We start from the raw sequence: 18,329 nt of genomic DNA on the forward strand, positions 1-18,329 counted from the left end.
ATAGTTCCTGAAATAAAACAGGTGACGAAAAACATTTCGTTTTTCGTCACCTGTTTTTCTATTTTTATAAATCTTCATCGTGAGTAGCTGGAGATAGCCAGCTACAGGGATGGCTACGATACCAAACTCTATTTGGACTTTCGTAAAGCCCCGGTTTTATTTAAAAAGGAAATCAACTAAATTCCTGCTTGAATTTCCCGTGGAGTATTCATTCCATTTTTGGTTAAAGGAAGCGATCTTCATTAATGAATGATCGGCGGTACGGATTTTCCTTAAGAGCTCTTCTGTGGTGAATACCACGGGTCCGGGCATGGAAGAAGAGTAATCCTCCCAGAATCCCCGTTCCTGCACATACTTTTCTAAGTCATATGCAAAGAATATCATGGGTCTTCCCAAAAAAGAGAATTCAAATGGAATCGATGAGTAATCGGTTATTAAAAGATCCGTACTGATCAGAAGTTGATTAACGTGAAAGTCACTATTGACAGGGTAAACGAATCCCGGGAATTTATCTTGTAAATCATGCTCTGCGTTTACGGCTGGATGCAGCTTTAGTAATAACGCATAATTTTCGCCCTTAAGTTCCTTGTAGAGCAATTCCAAATCAAGAGCAATCTCTCCGTTGTTCAAGCCATCATTACGAAATGTAGGGGCATATAACATGATTTTCTTATGCTCAAGTTCTGGATACTTGGCCAGCAAAGCATTACGGGCAGTCCTTTTTGATTCATCATTAAAAAAGAAATCGGTCCGAGGTATCCCGGTCCTTAGGATATGGGATGCCGGCAGTTGGAAACTTTCTTGATAAATCTCGGCCATTCTCTCTGAACCTGCCGTAACATAGTCGAATTTATCATATACCTCAAAAAATCTTTTCCTTGCACCGGCTGAACGGTTTTTAATGGAAGGGTCTTTTGCTCCGAATTGCTTTACGGCACCGGCCGCATGCCACACTTGCACGCATGTCACTTGCTTTTTGAATGAAATGGCTGAAAGAAAGCCGAAATAATTATCGATGATGATCCATTTTGATGTAGCCAGATGATAAATCGATCGGATCATGGCACTGATATTTTTTGACTCAAACGGAAGGACGATGGTTTCCCCATCGTCCTTAATTTGTATAGAACTGCTTGATTTCATTAAAAATACCTTTTGAACGGAAATGTCCTGCTTGTCCATTTCATCTGCGATATATTGGCAATTGTCCCCGAATGATGTGACAAAGGTCGTTTTGTCATGTAAAGGGAAAAGTTTAAAGATAGAGAATAAAACTTTGAAACAAAAAAGATAAATCCCTATCGCGAATTCTTTAGCCATTAGTAACTTGTAGAAGGTCATCTTTAATTTGGGAAGTCGAAATGCCGATTGTCCTTGGAAGGTAGACCACTTCACAAACTTCGGATAATTCATCGAATTGGCCTTTCCAGTCATCACCCATTACAAAGATATCCACACCTTCACGAATGATGTCTTCCTTCTTTTGTTCCCAATTGTCTTCAGGTATGACTTCATCCACATAACGAATTGATTCTAGGATCATTTTTCTGTTTTCAAAGCTGTGATAAGCTTTTTTATCTTTTAAAGCATTGAATTCATCCGTAGAAATGGCAACGATCAGATAATCCCCTAAATCTTTAGCGCGTTTTAATAGATTGATATGACCCCAATGAAGCAAATCAAAGGTTCCGTAAGTGATTACTTTTTTCATTTTTATTCCTCCTGTACAAATGTATATATATTTTTAATCTTGATGGTCGCAAAAAAAGACTTCGTTATTTATAAATGATAAAGCTTAGATGTCTTGTCTATCTAATTATAACAAATAAAATTTACAATTGAACCACAAAAATTTTACAATCCTGTTAGATTATAAAGATAGAGTTATTCGTAATTTTGGAATCAATTCTATTATTTAATTGGTTGTTTATCAAGAATAATAACTAAAGTTATATTGAAATGATGATAATCAGATTTTTAGTATAACACATAACTAAATCAGTGAAAGGTATATTTCATTTATGTTAAAAATGGCAAGGTAATAGACCGGATACAATTTTTTTGCTAGAATTGCTTAGGTTTCTTAATATTAAAAATGAAAATTATTTTGATTATTGGGAAATTAAAGAAAATTGCTTCATTATTATAAAATAAAAGATATTTGGTAAAAGTAAGTTTGAAATTAGATGTTTGTAATCCTATAATATTCTTATTTGAAGCATAAGATACGCATGCTGTCGAGAGGGGATTTTCTTCAAAATGGAGAACTATATTTATAAGAATAGAAAAACAATGAATGTCCGTCTTAGTGATGAAGTTTATTATATAGAAATAGCTATAAAAAAGAGTTTTCTTGAGAGAATACAAAATCACTCTTTTATATTAACGAATAGATATAATATTGATGATATAATCCATTTGGATTTTCACGCTAAAAATCAAACTGATGATTATTTTTTATTCGAAGTGAAGATGCCATATCAAGCGATGCAAGATCGTCTTGTTGATGGTGAAATGTGGGATTTGCAAATCCTTCGCCAAATGGAAGATGCACCTGTAATGACACGGATCAAAAGTAATGATCGCCAGTTGAACTTCTTTTCCATGCTGGATGAAGATCGCAAGAAAATGTTTTATCCTTTCGCGACCAAAAAAGGAAATCTTTCTTTTTTTGCAAACGATTATAAGATGTTTTCCTTTTTTGAAGATATTGAGCTTCGAAAGGATGGAACTCTTCATTTTAATGGTCATTTTAATTACCCACCATTATTTCAATTTGAAGATTTGAAATTTGAAAAAGTTGAATTGCTCGTCAGAAATAATTTAAATGAAGAAGAAGTCATAATACCGTTAACTGGTATCAACCGTATGGATCTCGCGGAAAAATTTCCTGGAGTCAAGCTTCATGAAGATATCGGTTTTCAAGGTGAGGTCGACCTCAGAACTGAAATCAATGGTGAACAACCTAAGTATTTCATGTTTTACACAGTTCTTCACTATCAAAAGAATGGCGAAATGGAAGAGATAAGAAGCGTTCGCATGAAATGCAGCAATCTAAAGAATATGCCTGCAAACCGAATTATTAAATTGCAGGATAAAAAAATACAAATAAAAATAAAAGCTACAAAATTATCCAAGTACCTTTCTTTATCTGCATCTAAATATAACTTTAAAACACAGGTCCTCAAAAAGGCAAAAAGTAACTGGGTGAAAATCCGAAGAAGCAAGAGGCTTAGAAAATGGTATAAATCAGCTTTTGCAGTAGTAAGCTTGCTTATTCCAGCCAATAAAAAATTAGTGGTATTCGAAAGCTATCATGGAAAGCAATATAGCGACAGTCCTAGGGCCATATATGAATACATGAAAGTGAATAACCCAGACTATAAACTGGTGTGGAGCGTCGACCGTGCTTCAATGAAGTATTTTGCTCAAAAGGATGTAGAGTATGTCAGACGTTTTTCCATCCGATGGTTATTAATCATGACGAGGGCAAAGTACTGGGTTAACAATGTCCGGTTCCCGTTGTGGATTCCAAAGCCTAAACACACGATATATATTCAAACTTGGCATGGAACTCCCCTTAAGCGTCTTGCGATGGATATGGATGAAGTTCATATGCCTGGGACCAATACGGATAAATATAAAGCGAACTTCCTGAGGGAAGCGAGTAACTGGGATTACTTAGTTTCTCCTAACGCGTATTCCACAGAGATTTTCCAAAGGGCATTCCAGTTCGACCGGAAGATGATTGAATCAGGTTACCCACGTAACGATTTCTTGCATAACTCCAATAATGAAGAAACGATTAATGAGCTTAAAAGAAAATTCAATCTTCCTCTTGATAAGAAACTTATTTTATATGCCCCAACCTGGAGAGATAATCAATTTTTCAGGAAAGGGAAATATAAGTTTAATTTGGAGCTGGATTTAGCGCGGATGCAGGAAGAGCTTGGCGATTCCTATATGGTCATTATGCGTATGCATTATTTAGTGGCCCAGAACATGGACCTTTCGGAATATGAAGGCTTCGCCTATGATTTCTCTCATTTAGAGGACATTCGCGAACTATATTTGATATCTGATTTACTAGTGACGGACTATTCCTCCGTCTTCTTCGATTATGCGAACTTAAGAAGACCTATGATTTTCTTTACGTATGATATAGAAGATTACCGTGATAACTTAAGGGGCTTCTATTTTGACTTTGAAGAGAAAGCACCTGGTCTTTTGACAAAGACCACAGAAGAACTTATTGAAGAGGTCAGGAATATCGAAAGAAGCAATTTCAAGTTGAGTGGACGATTTGAGGAGTTTTATCAAAAGTTTTGCTACTTAGAATGCGGGGAATCCTCTAAACGCGTTGTAGAGCAAGTGTTTGTGAAGAGCAATACTACTGTTTAGAATGGCTTTCAATATGATCATGAATATACCGGCTGTTTAACAGTCGGTTCTTTTTTTGAAAGGGGAGCATATGGCATCAATAGTGACGAAAGGGAAAGCTATGTTAACGAGCGCCTATAAAATGGCTTTCGCCGTTGCAGGTAAAGTGTTGCCTGCAGATCAAAAGCTTGTCATTTTTGAAAGCTTTTTGGGCAAGCAGTATAGCTGTAATCCCAGGGCGATTTATGAATACTTGCAGAGTAACCATCCTGAATATAAAATGTATTGGAGCGTGGATAAAAGATATGCAGCTCTTTTCAAAGAGGCAGGCATTCCATATCTCGATCGTTTTTCATTAAGTTGGCTGCTCAAAATGACAAGGGCCCGTTATTGGGTGACGAACAGCAGGCTCCCGCTTTGGATTCCGAAGCCGAAGCACACGATCTATTTGCAAACGTGGCATGGTACTCCACTAAAGAAACTTGCGGCGGATATGAATGAAGTTCATATGCCTGGGACGACGACGGATAAATATAAAGAAAATTTCCATGCCGAATCAAGTAAATGGGATTACTTAATTTCACCGAACGCTTATTCAAGTGAAATCTTTGCCGGGGCCTTCAATGTCGATGCCTCTAAAATTCTGGAAACCGGTTATCCACGTAATGATATCCTTTACAACGGGAATAATCGTGATACAATCGACTCATTGAAACAGAAGTTGGGTATACCAATAGAGAAAAAGATCGTTTTATATGCCCCGACTTGGAGGGATGATGAGTTTTATAGCAAGGGAAAATATAAGTTCGAAATAAAACTGGATCTGGATCGAATGAAACGGGAATTGGGGGAGGAGTATGTCATTTTGCTCCGTCTTCATTATTTGGTTTCTGAGAACTTGGATTTATCGGCGCATGAAGGATTCGCCTATGATTTATCCAGTTACGAAGATATTAGTCATTTGTATCTTATTTCGGATTTATTGATAACCGATTATTCATCCGTATTCTTTGATTACGCAAATTTACAGCGTCCGATGATTTTCTATGTATATGATATTGAAAATTACAGGGACAAGCTTCGCGGATTTTACTTTGATTTCGAAAAGAATGCACCAGGTTTGTTAGTCAAAACATCTGATGCGGTCATTGATAGTATCAAGACGATGAAATATGAAAATACCACTGATATCAATCATTTTCACGAGCGGTTTTGTGCACTCGAGGATGGCCAGGCTTCACGCCGTGTCGTAGAAAAAGTGTTTTTAGGAAGGTCTGTGTAATTTATGAGTTCAGCTTTGACCGTTTTAAAAGAACAAATCAAACATTTTTATTTGGTAAGGCGTTTATCTGTTTATGAGGTGAAAAGTGCCAACAGCAGTAACTACCTGGGAGTCCTATGGGAAATCATCAATCCGATGATACAGATTGCGATTTATTGGTTTGTATTTGGATTTATCATCTTAAATCGCGGGGATGATTTCCTTCCATGGCTGATGGCGGGGATCGTTGTCTGGTTCTTTGTGAACCCGGCCATAACCCAAACGTCAAAATCCGTCTATTCCCGAATGAATATGGTGTCCAAGATGAGCTTTCCGATGAGTGTGATTCCATCGTATGTCATCTTTGCTAAGTTGTATCAGCATCTCATGCTGCTGGGAGTCATCATCATCCTATTAGGGTTTACAGGTTACCTCCCTACACTCTTCATCTTGCAACTGCCGTATTATGTTGCAGCGACGGTCTTGCTGTTATTTTCATTGGGTTTAATCACTTCAACATTATCAACCATCATTCGTGACGTTCATAATATCATCGTGTCCTTAATGAAAGTCATGTTTTATTTAACACCAATCCTTTGGGTGATGGATGCTAAGGAACATCCTACCATAGTCAACATCATGAAGCTGAATCCACTATATTATATTGTGGAAGGGTATCGAGCTTCGTTGTTGGGGGAATCATGGTATCTGATAGTGCATTGGGAGTATACGCTTTATTTCTGGGCAGTCGTTATCATCTTGTTTATGATAGGTTCCACGCTGCATGTCAGGTTCAGAGATCGCTTTGTTGACTTTAAGTAAACTGGAAGTGAGAAAATTTGGAAAAATCGGTAATAGTCAAAGATATAACGAAGAAATATAAATTATATAATAAAAACTCGGAAAAATTATTGGATCTCCTTTTGCCTAAAAGCTATGGTGAAGAGTACTTCGCACTGAGGAATGTTAGTTTTGAAGCAGAAAAGGGCGATGTAATAGGATTTGTCGGGGTCAATGGATCAGGTAAATCCACATTGTCCAATATTATTGCAGGGATTGTCCCGCCTACGGACGGAAATGTCCAAACTAATGGGAAAACCGCCTTGATTGCCGTTTCTTCGGGCCTGAATAATCAGTTGACGGGCAGGGAAAACATCGAACTGAAAATGCTGATGCTCGGATTCGATAAAAATCGCATCAAAGAACTTGAACCTGAAATCATTGAGTTTTCTGAACTGGGTAAGTTCATTGACCAACCGGTGAAATCATACTCAAGCGGCATGAAGTCCAGGCTTGGTTTTTCCATTTCCGTGCATATCGATCCAGATATCCTGATTATTGATGAAGCCTTATCAGTCGGGGATAAAAACTTTGCCGAGAAGTGTTTAGAGAAAATGAACGAATTTAAGGAAAAGGGCAAAACGATGTTCTTTGTCAGCCATTCAATCGGACAGATGAAGAAATTTTGCCAAAAGGCTTTATGGCTTGAATATGGAGAGCTAAAGGCATACGGTGCCATGAATGAAGTAATGCCGCAATACGAGGCATTCTTAAAAGAATATAACGCCATGTCTAAACAAGAACAGAAAAAATACCGTGAAGAGCAAATGAAAAGGCGTAGTTCCGCACTGGTATGAAAGTGAAAAGCAGACCCGGGCTCCGGGTCTGCTTTTTTTAGTTAAGCACTTCAACATAAGCTTTCTCAAACCGCTCAGCTGCTGAAAGGTGGGAGTATTCGCTTTCCATTTTATACCGTGCTTTCGAAGCTAACTTTGCTGCATATTCAGGGTCTTTAAGCAAAAGGGAGATGGCTTGTGCAAGTGCTTCTTTATTTTTTTCCTCTACTAAAAGGCCATCTTCGCCATCAATGAGAATCTCCTTTAAACCTCCGATTGCGCTTGCAATGACGGGTGAGCGGCAACTCATCGCTTCTAAAGCGGAAATGGAAGTCGCTTCTTCCACCCCGTGGGAATGAACGCTAGGGATGAGTACGATGTCAGATGCTTCATAGAGGTTATGCATTTTCTCGAACGGCACAGAACCCAGGAAAAGTACGGAAGCGGATATATTGAGACTGGCTGCGGTTTCCTCAAGCCGGCTTCGCTGTTCCCCTGTACCTGCATAGACCAAAACCGTTTCAGGATGGTTTTCCAGCACCTCCTGCAGAGCAAGGAGCGGGTAGATGACACCGTTCTTTTCCGTCATCCTTCTCGGAACGAAAAGCATCTTTTTATGTAGCGGTATTTGAAAGTCCCGGCGAGTTTGCTCCCGCTTTGCCATCTCCGGTTTAAAAGCAGACACGTCAATGAAGTTCTTGATCGTATCCGCCTCTATATGTGCCAAATGATTTATATAGTCTTTGATCCTTTGATCGACCGTCACAACTTTTGCAGCGGACTGATATGCTTTTCTTTCTAGCTCGCGAATGATCAAATCTTCTTCACTGTCCGGAAGAAGGGCGCCCCTGCTGACTGCCTCGAATGAATAATACCCATGGACGGTTTGCACCGTTGGTATCCCGGATTCGATGGAGGCAAGCGTTGCGAAAATGTCTTGGGCATTGATGACATCATAATTCTTTTTCAAGGCATTAATAGATGAAGCCAATAATTTTTGACGTTGCCGATCATTGAAAAGCTGGCCGCTCCCTTGTTTTACTTTATTTAATAAAAATCCTGGAGCCTGGGCGAGCATCTTCCTCTTGAAAGGTGGTAACTGAGAGAAAGATAATACGTCCACATTATGGCCCCGTGACATTAAACCTTTTTTTAACGTAGTGATATGGCTCGATAGCCCTCCTTCATGAGGGTAGTTGAAAATCGTTGTGATTAAAATGTTCATAATGGCACTCCTTCTTCTAATGTATTACTTTGATGATCTGATCCTTTTCATCCCTTGCAGGCTGCTTACTTTAAAAAGAATGGATAGTGCGAGATATAATCCGAATACCAGCAGCGAGATGATCACCAATTCGATGATGATGGGTAACGAAAGGGTGAGCGGATGGATCCAGAGAGCGATTCCGTAAATGATGGCTCCGATGATGGTAAGCTTGCCGATTTCCTGAAAAACATCCCTGAAAGCGGTCTTGTCTGTTCTTCCTGTCTTCAGCCACAGGTAGCCGAAAAGGTAGAGAGATTGCAGGAGCATGGAAATCCCCGATGCTAAAGCAATTCCACCGACGCCGAGATAACGTGATAGAACCCAGCTGAGCAGCACGTTAAGCATAACGGCAATCAAGCAGGAATACATGGCCACTTTCGTTTTCTTCAAGGCATAAAAGGCGTTCATCAAATAATCCCTCAGTGCAAAGAACGGGAGGCAAGCTGAATAAAACAAGAATGCCCTATAAGTCATGTCAGTTGCTGTAGCATCGAAAGCCCCGCGTTGGAAAGCCAGAGTGATTAAGCTGTTTCCGCTGATTAACATGACGACCATGAACGGAATCGCTAAAAATAACAGTGATTTCAACCCTTTTAAGGTCAAATTAAGGAAAGATTGATAGCCTATAAGCGCGCGCTCGACGATTGAAGGGTACAATACGGTAATCAGCGGCGTGAGGACAATGCTCAATGGCAGCCATAGCAGGCGATTCGCATAGTTCAGGGCCGATACGCTTCCGGTTTCGAGCGAAGTCGCAATAATCCGATCGACGACACTATTCAACTGGATCGCCAAAGCGGCGATAATGATTGGATAAAAGGTGAACAGTGTTTGTGCGATCTGCCTTTTATGAGGCAGGAAAGAGACGATGGGACGGATTCCGTATTTCTTCAATGATGGGTATTGAATGAGGAACTGGCTTGCTGCACCGAACACAAACCCCCAAGCCAGTCCTTCAATCCCAAAGGGAGCAGCGAACAATACGGTGGCTGCTATAATGACCGTGTTTTGTGCAGTTGAAGTGAGTGCCGGCAGAATAAAGCGCTTATTCGCATTCAGGACTCCCGTTGCCATGTATGAAAGCGTGAAAAATAGTAAACTGGGCAGCATGATCCGGGTCAGTGATTCCGTCAGGGCAAGCTCTGAATCGGAGAAACCCGGAGCTGTCATCATGACGAGCGGCTTTATGAAAATCATGCAGGCAATGGTCAGGACTCCGGCAACAAGCATGAAGAAAGAATTTAAAACACTGATAAATTCATCAGCTTTCTTTGCGTTATCCGCTTTCTTTTCCAAGTAAATAGGAATAACGCCGGCCTGAAGACCGCTGCCGAGTGCCGTAAATAGAATGGTTGGTATGAGGCTTGCCACGAAAAAAACATCCGCCATGGATGATGCCCCGAAATAGGCGGCTATGATCGATTCCCGCCCGAATCCGAGGACTTTTCCAATGGCTGCAATAATGGTGACGAGCCCGACCGATTTAATGACATTTGAAAGAGTAGGCATATTTTCAATCCTTTAAAATGTTGTCCTTCTGTAAACAGAATCCCAAACAACTATAAAATATCAGCGTAAACGTTTTATCTTCGAGAATATTGTAGAAAAGTCCTGCTAATAGTGCGGCCAACATCAGGCAGATGGTGAACGCCGCAAATGTGCCTTTTCCCGATTTCAGGATTTTCCGGCAGGTGAAAAGGATGAATGCAAGAACCGCAAGTAAGCCGAGCGCACCAGTTTGGACCAGAATCTGGATATATTGATTATCGGTATACATCCTTTCACCAATTTGGTATTCCTTATAGATTGGTGAGGAAAAGGAAAGTGTGGCAGAATCCCCGAAGGTGGCCAGCCCGGTACCGATTATCGGGTGATCTTTGAAAATTTCAATTCCCTTGATCAGGACATATAACCGGCCCCATTCCGTACTTTGGTGCAGGGTCTTATCAGAGAACATTCCTGAAAAGCGATTGGAGAGGGCATGTTCGTGTTCGGAAGAGGGGGTGCTGCCGATTACCACATTTTCCATGGGAATCGATGCGGATACCTCCACTTTACTTGATGCAAATAAAACTGGGTAATAAATAAGAAGCAGGCCAAGACAAAATGCTCCTACAGCATATTTGAGAAATGGTTTATTTCTAGTCCAGATTATAAAGACAAGCGCAGCGAACCCGAATGCAATCATCGTGCCCCGCGAATAGGTAAGCAATAACGTTCCGGAAATCAGGATGGCTGCCAGAAAGACGATCCATTTATATTTTTTCAGCGACTGAAATAAAAAGAAACCAAGGAATAACTGGATGCTTAAGAATAAAGCAAATACATTAGGATTGGCTGGTGCTCCATAAATCCTCATGCGGTTTGTTGGAGAAAGATTCCACAATTCCCATGCGCGGGGAAGCAGGATCGTACGTGAAAAGATTTTCTCCACTATGCCATGCAGGCAAAGTAAGATAGTAAATATTAGGATTACCTTCAAAAAGCGAAAGATATCCTTTCTTTCTAGATTTAATTCACCGATAATGTAAAGAAGCAAGAATGTAATAAGCAATGCACGGAGTTCAAACAAGATGGGGAGGATTGCCACCCCGTTTATGAGTGCAGCACCGGCACCAATTAAACAAAACAACCAAAATGGCGCAGTAAAGTGATATTTCGAAAATGGCCATTCTTTCTTTTTGAATTTTTCAATAAACAAAGAAATGAATAAGGTGAGGATGATCAGGTCACCTGTATAAGTTAAGCCGCTATTCAGTTCCATCAATATGGGACGGGCAGGGAAATAAATGAATAGAATTAGTAACAGGTTTTTTTTATTTATACCGATAAAAACGAGCATCAACGCCGTAGCCATGTAACCGGCGATAGGGTGAGGCACTGCCGATGGGATGAGCAGGCACAGAAATAGAATGGGTAACGATTGTTTTTCTATAAACTTCAATTGATTAACCACCTTTGAATCAAAAATCATGTTCTATGATGTGTATGAAAAAATTTCTTGAATAATACCCCACCCTTTAGATGTATAGTACATATGAAAGGCTGAAGTGAAATGACAGAGAAGTTTGTTGAGATACTTACCATTCCATTCATTGATAGCAATATGGATGAGTTCATGAATGGAATGATTTATCCGAGATTGATGAATCAGGAAAAAACGTTTGTCGTTACGGCAAATCCAGAAATAGTCGAGTATGCAAATGAACATCAGGATTATAAAGACATCATTATATCGGCTGATTACATCACACCGGATGGCGTTGGTATTATTATGGCCTCTAAATGGCTAAATCAACCTTTACAAGAGCGGATTACAGGATTCGACTTGATGAATGAATTATTTCGGGTCGCTGATGAAAAAGCGTTGAAGGTATATCTGCTTGGAGCGGAGGAAAGCGTGATTGAAGCAGCGGCCCTGAAAGTGAAAGAATTATATCCGGGTCTCGAGTTGGTGGGATACAACCATGGTTACATTGATATCAAGGATGATACCCTGCCGAAGTCGATAGCGGAACTTGAACCTGACATCATATTGACTGCATTAGGGTTCCCTAGGCAGGAGAAATGGGTTTCCAGACACTATGCGTTATTCAATAAAGGGTTATTCATGGGGGTAGGGGGAAGCTTTGATGTCCTTGCGGGAAAGGTGAACCGCGCCCCGGTTTTCTGGCAAAAAATGCGTCTTGAATGGTTGTACCGACTGATCCAGCAACCTTCACGGTGGAAACGGATGCTTGCGCTGCCAAGATTCGTATTAAAGGTTCGGCGGTTAAGGAAAACGGTGCAGCGTTCCTGAACATAAGGAGTGGACTGGATGAGGATCTTGCACTTAAACGCTGGTAATGAAACCGGCGGCGGTATGTTTCATATTATGTCCTTACTGAACCAATTGAATAAAGAGGAGTGTTTGCTTGGTGTATTTGAAAAGGGTGAACTATACCGGCGGGCCATGTCCTCCGGGATACAAACTGAACTTTTCAAGCAACATTCCAAATATGACCTTTCAATTTTGAAACCTTTAAGGGATTTTATCCGTCTAAATAATATAGACATCATCCATACACATGGTCCGCGGGCGAATATATATGGTGCTTTTATAAAGCGCCTCATTAAATGCCCATGGCTTCTTACTGTTCACAGTTCGCCTCATCATGATTTTTTAGGGCAGGGTGTAAAAGGAAAATTGTTTACGGGCCTTCATGTAAGGTCATTTCAATATGCCGATCATATACTGGCGGTTTCCGACCGCTTTAAGCAGGACTTGATTGACCAAGGAATCCATTCGGCCAAAATAACGAAGATCCTGAACGGGATTGACTTTGAAAAGGAACTGCCTTTCCCGTTTCATAGAGAAGATTTCGGGTTCGGGAAAGATGATTTCATCATCATCATGCCTGCAAGGCTTGAACCGGTGAAAGGTCATGAATTTGCTTTAGCGGCCCTAAGTGAAGTGGTATCGGAATTCCCCCATGTGAAGCTGATCCTTGCAGGGGACGGGAGCAGGAGATCCGCTCTGGAGGAGATGGTCTCGGAAAAGGGATTATCCGAACACGTGCACTTTTTAGGGTATCGTGCAGATTTAGATCGAATCTACCCGTTGGGGGACATCACATTATTGACTTCCTTAAGCGAAAGTTTCCCACTCGTTTTACTTGAAGGAGCAAGATCCGGTCTTCCGGCAATCACTAGTGATGTCGGCGGTGTACAGGAATTGATTCCCGATCGGAGCAAGGGCTGGATAACGGATATCGGCAATGTCGAACAGCTGAAACTGGCCATCTGCAATGCTTTGGAATTAAAAAAGTCAGGGGACTTGACAAAGATAGGGTCGGATTTACAAAAATTTGCAAAAAACAACTTTTCTATAGAAACTTTAGCCAATAACGTATATAATGTTTATTTGAGGATGAAAAATTAAAATAAGCATTTATATATAGGTTTTCTTATAGAGCGTAACGGGTATTAGATTTTTAGTTGAATTGAGGTGGTTCTTGATGTTAATAGGGGCCTTGTTGGTAGCCTTTTTATTATCCATTTTTTTGACTCCTTTTGTCGGAAAGCTGGCCTTTAAATTAGGAGCTACCGATAAACCGAATGAGCGAAAAGTGCATAGTAAAATTATGCCGCGCATGGGCGGTTTAGCTATATTTTTGAGTTTTTTCATTACCTACTTGCTTTTCATGGATGATTTTGGGGAGCAGCTGCCCCTTCTTGTGGGAGCCCTTGTCATCATTTTGATCGGGATGGCTGATGATATTTTTGAATTAAAAGCTGCACCCAAATTCCTGGGCCAGGTTTTGGCTGCCCTCATTATCGTATTATGGGGCGGTCTTGAAGTGGAATTCATCAATTTGCCGTTCTTTACGGATACACTAGAATTTGGTGTTTTTAGTATACCGATCACCATTTTGTGGATTGTCAGCATCATTAATGCAATCAACCTGATAGATGGACTGGATGGCCTTGCAGGCGGTGTCTCAACGATCGCATTGGTGACAATTGCAACCATGGCCCTCATTAAAGGGGACCTATTTGTTGCCATGGTCGCATTGATCGTGATTGGAAGCACCCTTGGCTTCTTGAAATATAACTTTCATCCGGCAAAGATTTTCATGGGAGATACAGGCGCATTATTCTTAGGTTACATCATTGCCGTTCTGTCCCTGCTAGGGTTTAAAAACGTAACGATGATTTCATTGATCGTACCGATCATCATTTTGGGTGTTCCCATTTCGGATACATTTTTCGCGATTATCCGCAGGGTCGTCAATAAACAGCCGATTTCGGCTGCTGATAAATCACATTTACATCACTGCTTGATAAACTTGGGATTCACCCATAAGCAGACTGTCTTGCTCATTTACGCTTTAGCTGCTTGCTTTGGTTTAGCGGCCATAATCTTTTCATTTGCAACGATGTGGGGGGCTTTGATCCTTGTAACGGGACTTCTGCTGATCATAGAGATTTTCGTGGAGAAAATTGGTTTGGTCAATTCAAACTACCAGCCGTTGCTCAAGATGCTCAACTTTAAAAATAAGCCATGATCATCTTGGAATAGATTACTAGATTCGCTAGTTTTATCGGAAAGCCACCAATCGTTAGAAGTAACGGTTGGTGGCTTTTTTGTAATTTCATATAATACATTAAAAAACCCCCCGCTCATGACGAGTGGGGGGTTCGCTTTATTCTTGTATTTGTGATTGTACTGCTTCCGTTTGATTGCCTTCAGCTGGTCCCAAGTTCAAGTGGGATTGAAGCAACAGCTTGGTGTTCGCTAATGATGTATCGTTCAGCTGATAATAATAGGTTCCGTTAATGGTAGAATCCTGACCTTCAAGTTTGATGGTTTCAAGATTGATGCCTTTATCGGTAGTCACATATTTTATGAAACCTCTCATTTGCGAGAATTTAAGGTTCGTTGTCATATTATCGCCGACAGCTTCCATTACGTCTGTATATTTCGTTAGTGATCCAGCAGAGGTTGCTTTGGCAATGATGGCTTTCAGGACTTCCTGCTGACGTTCGCCGCGTTGGATATCACTGTCTTTTTTACGTGTCCGTGCAAATGCTAATGCTTCTTCACCATCAACGGTCTGTAATCCTTCTTCGAGGTGGATGGCATTCTTTTTGTCATGTGAATCGATTTCATACATTTCATAAGGGACGTCGACTTCGATGCCATCCAATGAATCTACGACATCGATGAAAGCATTAAAGTTCATGCGAACATAATAATCGACAGGGACATCGAGTAACTCCTCGACGGTGTCCATCGTCGCTTTCGGCCCGCCGGCTGCATGGGCCGCGTTGATTTTCGTTGTTACGCCTTTGGCTGGCACGTACACATATGAATCACGCGGAATGCTTAATAGTTTTATAGACTTTTGATCTTTATTGAATGTGGCCAGCATTAAAGCATCAGACCGGGAATTTCCTTTTAAGTCACGGTCCTTGCTATCATCGATTCCTATGAAAAGGATCGAGAAATTATCTTCGAGCGGGTCGATTGCTGCATTTCGCTTTGCTGAAGCTTCGACAGGGTCATAGGAATCATTGAATACATTCTGGGCTTTCATATACAGGGTTGCAGCATACGTAGAAGCCCCCAGACCAAGTACCAGCAGGGGAACAAGCAATAACCAAAGCCTCTTTCGCCTTTTTTTCTTTGTTTTTTTAATTTTATAAACACGCCTAGTAGTAGACATCTTTTTCTTCTCCTTTTAAATAACGAACATCAGACATATATCGCTATTTTTCGAATCCTGCAGTTTATATTTCGTCATATATTACACCTAATTTTACAATGATTTAATAATTTCGTAAAATAAATATTTCTTTTCAATTATATTACAGCATAAAAAAGGAAAAATATGCAGGAGTACATCAGGAGAATTCCTCTTCCAAATAAAGCATTTCTTCCTCAGTGATGCGGCCTTGACCATTTGTCAGCTCTGTAATCCAAGCGGTATATGTCTCTTTTTGTGTTTCCTCCACATATACAAGGATATTGACCTGATCAAGGTATTGAATTTCCTTTATTTGATAAATGGAAGAGCGCAATTCGTTTTCCAGTTTTCCAAGCCAGGTATAGTCGACGGTTGTCGAAATGACCCGCATCAGTTTCCTGATGACGACACCAGTGGTATTTATCCCTTCTGAAGTCGCTTTGCTGTAAGCGCGAATGAGACCGCCAGCACCAAGTTTGATGCCTCCAAAATACCGTGTGACCACAACAGCGGTGTCTTTCAGTTCTTTTTTCTTAAGCACTTCCAGGATAGGGACGCCTGCCGTTCCGCTCGGTTCCCCGTCGTCGAGGGCTTTTTGGATTTGATTTTGTTCCCCTATCATATAAGCTGAACAATTATGTGTAGCATCTTTGTGCTTTTTCTTGATTTCCTGGATAAAGGCCTGTGCGGCATCTTCGGTTTCGACCCGGGCGATGTGGGAAATAAAACGGGATTTTTCAATGACGATTTCATGGTCGCCGCGACCTGCCACCGTTAAATATTGAGTGAGCATTATTATTCCACCTTCGTGCTTCCTATTAGTTGATTTATTATAAGGCTTTGCGGAAAAAGTGGCAATGACGATTCATTTACATATTGCATGTGTAAAGAAACTTTAATATAAGATAAAGCTGTACGTGTTATAATTAATTTCATTGCCTGTTATTGTTATTAGCTGCTCATATATGCGTAAAAGAATAACATTGTAGGAAAAACATGAGTTCTGTGCCATTATCTTGGTTTTACCTTAATGTGTCCTCTCATTTCAAGGATTTTGCCATTTAATAAATGCATCTGTTTCATATGATAATCAATGAAGCGGAATATCCCATTTGATTGAAAAGGATATTTTGTATTAGGATAATAGATATGGCTTTCTGCCTTTAATAGGCAGACTTAATGCCGGATTATGAGATGTATAGTAAATATGTACATTTTATGGAAAGCACAAAAGGAAATTAACGTATTTTTAATCTTTTTTTGGTACAATATGTTCATGAAGGGTACTTCATACAAAAGTTTCCTGAAATTTAACCATTCATGAAAAAGGGAAAGAACTATTTTCCATATACATAGTCTTTAAGACAATAAATTTGTTTAAGTCTTTTGATTTAAGTGGAGGGATCTTAATGTCCATTAAAAAGGTTGATGCTAAAGCATTGGACAAGATCTTAGAAACAATGGTGAGCACTGTTAGTGAAAGTAAGGATGAAGTCTTTGATATCGGCGAACAATGCCGAAAGGATTTCGAGACATTATCAAAAGAGCTTGATGATGTGAAAATCAGGGTTGCCATTGTGATAACCGACAGCGATGCACTGGATTCAAAAGCCAGGTTTGCTCGAAAAAGGCTTTCAGAAGTCAGTATGCACTTCAACCATTTTTCTGAAGAACAGGTGCGCGATGCCTATGAAAGGGCACATAAGCTGCAAGTCGATTTACAAATTAACCGGCAATTGGAGAAAGAGCTCCGTAATCGCCGGGATGAGCTTGAGTTAAGGTTAAGGGGTTTGCAGCAGACGATCGATAAAGCGGTGCATCTCGTCTCGCAAATATCGGTAGTGCAGAATTATTTGACACAAGATCTTAAATTTGTGGGGGAAGCCCTTCAAGAAGCGAAACGCAAACAGGACTTCGGTCTGAAAATAATCGAAGCCCAGGAGCAGGAACGTAAAAAACTCTCGCGTGAAATTCATGATGGTCCGGCGCAAATGCTGGCAAACGTCATGATGCGCTCAGACTTGATAGAACGAGTGCAGCGGGAGAGAGGTCCGGATGAAGCGTTAGTGGAAATCCGCAGTTTAAAGGTCATGGTAAGGAATGCTTTATATGAAGTGCGAAGAATCATCTATGACCTTCGTCCTATGGCGCTTGATGATTTAGGACTTGTTCCTACCCTCAGAAAGTACCTGCAAACGACCGAAGACTATAATAATGGCGTGAATCTGAATTTCGTCAACCTTGGGCAGGTCAAAAGGCTCCCTTCCGATATGGAGGTCGCATTATTCAGGCTGGTTCAAGAGGCTGTACAGAATTCATTAAAGCACGCTGACCCAAAACAGATTCAAGTTAAACTGTCTATTTCCAAGGAGATGGTGACCGTCGTCGTCAAAGATGATGGAAAGGGGTTTGATTCTTCGATTCAAAAAGAAGGTTCATTTGGCTTGGTTGGAATGAGAGAAAGAGTCGAGCTGCTGGAAGGTGAAATGACGATCGATTCACAACCGGGGGCAGGCACTTTGGTATTTATCCAAATTCCCTACCATTTAAATAATGGAGAATAGACATATTAAATA

At 40.5% G+C, this 18,329-nt stretch carries 14 protein-coding genes and 1 pseudogene; 8 read left to right on the forward strand and 7 right to left on the reverse strand.

Annotated features, from left to right (window positions below; translation table 11 throughout):
• Nucleotides 1-156 precede the first annotated feature (156 nt).
• Together J7I96_RS06305 and tagD are read right to left on the reverse strand one after the other, a co-directional pair.
• Nucleotides 157-1,320, reverse strand: coding sequence for a CDP-glycerol glycerophosphotransferase family protein (locus J7I96_RS06305; protein WP_214922199.1), 1,164 nt, complete (start codon nucleotides 1,318-1,320; stop codon nucleotides 157-159).
• The gene (gene tagD / locus J7I96_RS06310; RefSeq protein WP_214772247.1) at nucleotides 1,313-1,711 is read right to left on the reverse strand and encodes a glycerol-3-phosphate cytidylyltransferase; all 399 of its coding nucleotides are present in this window, start codon (nucleotides 1,709-1,711) and stop codon (nucleotides 1,313-1,315) included. Before tagD ends, J7I96_RS06305 begins: the two co-directional genes overlap by 8 nt.
• Nucleotides 1,712-2,259: 548 nt before the next feature.
• On the opposite strand from tagD, the gene J7I96_RS06315 reads away from it, so the two are divergent.
• The 4 genes and pseudogenes from J7I96_RS06315 (at nucleotide 2,260) to tagH (ending at nucleotide 7,278) form a co-directional block, all read left to right on the forward strand.
• A complete protein-coding gene (locus J7I96_RS06315; protein WP_214922201.1) occupies nucleotides 2,260-4,401 on the forward strand; it encodes a CDP-glycerol glycerophosphotransferase family protein in 2,142 nt (713 codons plus the stop codon).
• 52 nt (nucleotides 4,402-4,453) lie between these two features.
• Nucleotides 4,454-5,662: pseudogene (locus J7I96_RS06320) on the forward strand (CDP-glycerol glycerophosphotransferase family protein); the annotation flags it as partial.
• Between the two features lie 3 nt (nucleotides 5,663-5,665).
• Complete coding sequence (locus tag J7I96_RS06325; RefSeq protein ID WP_214772241.1) at nucleotides 5,666-6,463, forward strand: ABC transporter permease; 798 nt, start codon at nucleotides 5,666-5,668, stop codon at nucleotides 6,461-6,463.
• A gap of 17 nt (nucleotides 6,464-6,480) precedes the next feature.
• Entirely contained in the window at nucleotides 6,481-7,278 is a 798-nt protein-coding gene (gene tagH, locus J7I96_RS06330; RefSeq protein ID WP_214772239.1) for a teichoic acids export ABC transporter ATP-binding subunit TagH, read from the forward strand.
• 37 nt (nucleotides 7,279-7,315) lie between these two features.
• Here the strand turns inward: tagH and J7I96_RS06335 are convergent, their stop codons facing one another.
• The 3 genes from J7I96_RS06335 to J7I96_RS06345 are packed head-to-tail and all read right to left on the reverse strand — an operon-like array spanning nucleotide 7,316 to nucleotide 11,468.
• A complete protein-coding gene (locus J7I96_RS06335; RefSeq protein WP_214922205.1) occupies nucleotides 7,316-8,482 on the reverse strand; it encodes a glycosyltransferase family 4 protein in 1,167 nt (388 codons plus the stop codon).
• Between the two features lie 24 nt (nucleotides 8,483-8,506).
• The gene (murJ, locus tag J7I96_RS06340) at nucleotides 8,507-10,033 is read right to left on the reverse strand and encodes a murein biosynthesis integral membrane protein MurJ (protein WP_214922206.1); all 1,527 of its coding nucleotides are present in this window, start codon (nucleotides 10,031-10,033) and stop codon (nucleotides 8,507-8,509) included.
• Nucleotides 10,034-10,037: 4 nt separating this feature from the next.
• Nucleotides 10,038-11,468, reverse strand: a complete 1,431-nt coding sequence (locus tag J7I96_RS06345; RefSeq protein ID WP_214922208.1) for an O-antigen ligase family protein — start codon at nucleotides 11,466-11,468, stop codon at nucleotides 10,038-10,040.
• A gap of 111 nt (nucleotides 11,469-11,579) precedes the next feature.
• Between J7I96_RS06345 and J7I96_RS06350 the strand changes: the two genes are divergently transcribed.
• From J7I96_RS06350 to J7I96_RS06360, 3 genes are all read left to right on the forward strand, one after another.
• The gene (locus tag J7I96_RS06350; RefSeq protein ID WP_053536849.1) at nucleotides 11,580-12,323 is read left to right on the forward strand and encodes a WecB/TagA/CpsF family glycosyltransferase; all 744 of its coding nucleotides are present in this window, start codon (nucleotides 11,580-11,582) and stop codon (nucleotides 12,321-12,323) included.
• 18 nt (nucleotides 12,324-12,341) lie between these two features.
• A complete protein-coding gene (locus J7I96_RS06355; protein WP_214922210.1) occupies nucleotides 12,342-13,445 on the forward strand; it encodes a glycosyltransferase family 4 protein in 1,104 nt (367 codons plus the stop codon).
• Between the two features lie 76 nt (nucleotides 13,446-13,521).
• A complete protein-coding gene (locus J7I96_RS06360; RefSeq protein ID WP_214772234.1) occupies nucleotides 13,522-14,571 on the forward strand; it encodes a glycosyltransferase family 4 protein in 1,050 nt (349 codons plus the stop codon).
• A 138-nt stretch (nucleotides 14,572-14,709) separates the two neighbouring features.
• Here the strand turns inward: J7I96_RS06360 and J7I96_RS06365 are convergent, their stop codons facing one another.
• Together J7I96_RS06365 and J7I96_RS06370 are read right to left on the reverse strand one after the other, a co-directional pair.
• Complete coding sequence (locus J7I96_RS06365; protein ID WP_214772233.1) at nucleotides 14,710-15,732, reverse strand: LCP family protein; 1,023 nt, start codon at nucleotides 15,730-15,732, stop codon at nucleotides 14,710-14,712.
• 178 nt (nucleotides 15,733-15,910) lie between these two features.
• Nucleotides 15,911-16,546, reverse strand: a complete 636-nt coding sequence (locus tag J7I96_RS06370) for a YigZ family protein (RefSeq protein WP_214772231.1) — start codon at nucleotides 16,544-16,546, stop codon at nucleotides 15,911-15,913.
• 616 nt (nucleotides 16,547-17,162) lie between these two features.
• Between J7I96_RS06370 and J7I96_RS06375 the strand changes: the two genes are divergently transcribed.
• Entirely contained in the window at nucleotides 17,163-18,317 is a 1,155-nt protein-coding gene (locus J7I96_RS06375) for a sensor histidine kinase (protein WP_214922211.1), read from the forward strand.
• The last annotated feature ends 12 nt before the right edge of the window (nucleotides 18,318-18,329 follow it).

Origin of the sequence: Bacillus sp. ISL-78 (assembly GCF_018613455.1) — a bacterium.
Taxonomy (GTDB): domain Bacteria; phylum Bacillota; class Bacilli; order Bacillales; family DSM-1321; genus Peribacillus; species Peribacillus frigoritolerans.

Excerpts from the sequence above, each read along its gene's own strand:
- J7I96_RS06305 (WP_214922199.1), bottom strand. The coding sequence starts at position 1,320 with ATGGCTAAAGAATTCGCGATAGGGATTTATCTTTTTTGTTTCAAAGTT.
- tagD (WP_214772247.1), bottom strand. The coding sequence starts at position 1,711 with ATGAAAAAAGTAATCACTTACGGAACCTTTGATTTGCTTCATTGGGGT.
- J7I96_RS06315 (WP_214922201.1), top strand. The coding sequence starts at position 2,260 with ATGGAGAACTATATTTATAAGAATAGAAAAACAATGAATGTCCGTCTT.
- J7I96_RS06325 (WP_214772241.1), top strand. The coding sequence starts at position 5,666 with ATGAGTTCAGCTTTGACCGTTTTAAAAGAACAAATCAAACATTTTTAT.
- J7I96_RS06335 (WP_214922205.1), bottom strand. The coding sequence starts at position 8,482 with ATGAACATTTTAATCACAACGATTTTCAACTACCCTCATGAAGGAGGG.
- murJ (WP_214922206.1), bottom strand. The coding sequence starts at position 10,033 with ATGCCTACTCTTTCAAATGTCATTAAATCGGTCGGGCTCGTCACCATT.
- J7I96_RS06350 (WP_053536849.1), top strand. The coding sequence starts at position 11,580 with ATGACAGAGAAGTTTGTTGAGATACTTACCATTCCATTCATTGATAGC.
- J7I96_RS06355 (WP_214922210.1), top strand. The coding sequence starts at position 12,342 with ATGAGGATCTTGCACTTAAACGCTGGTAATGAAACCGGCGGCGGTATG.
- J7I96_RS06360 (WP_214772234.1), top strand. The coding sequence starts at position 13,522 with ATGTTAATAGGGGCCTTGTTGGTAGCCTTTTTATTATCCATTTTTTTG.
- J7I96_RS06365 (WP_214772233.1), bottom strand. The coding sequence starts at position 15,732 with ATGTCTACTACTAGGCGTGTTTATAAAATTAAAAAAACAAAGAAAAAA.
- J7I96_RS06370 (WP_214772231.1), bottom strand. The coding sequence starts at position 16,546 with ATGCTCACTCAATATTTAACGGTGGCAGGTCGCGGCGACCATGAAATC.
- J7I96_RS06375 (WP_214922211.1), top strand. The coding sequence starts at position 17,163 with ATGTCCATTAAAAAGGTTGATGCTAAAGCATTGGACAAGATCTTAGAA.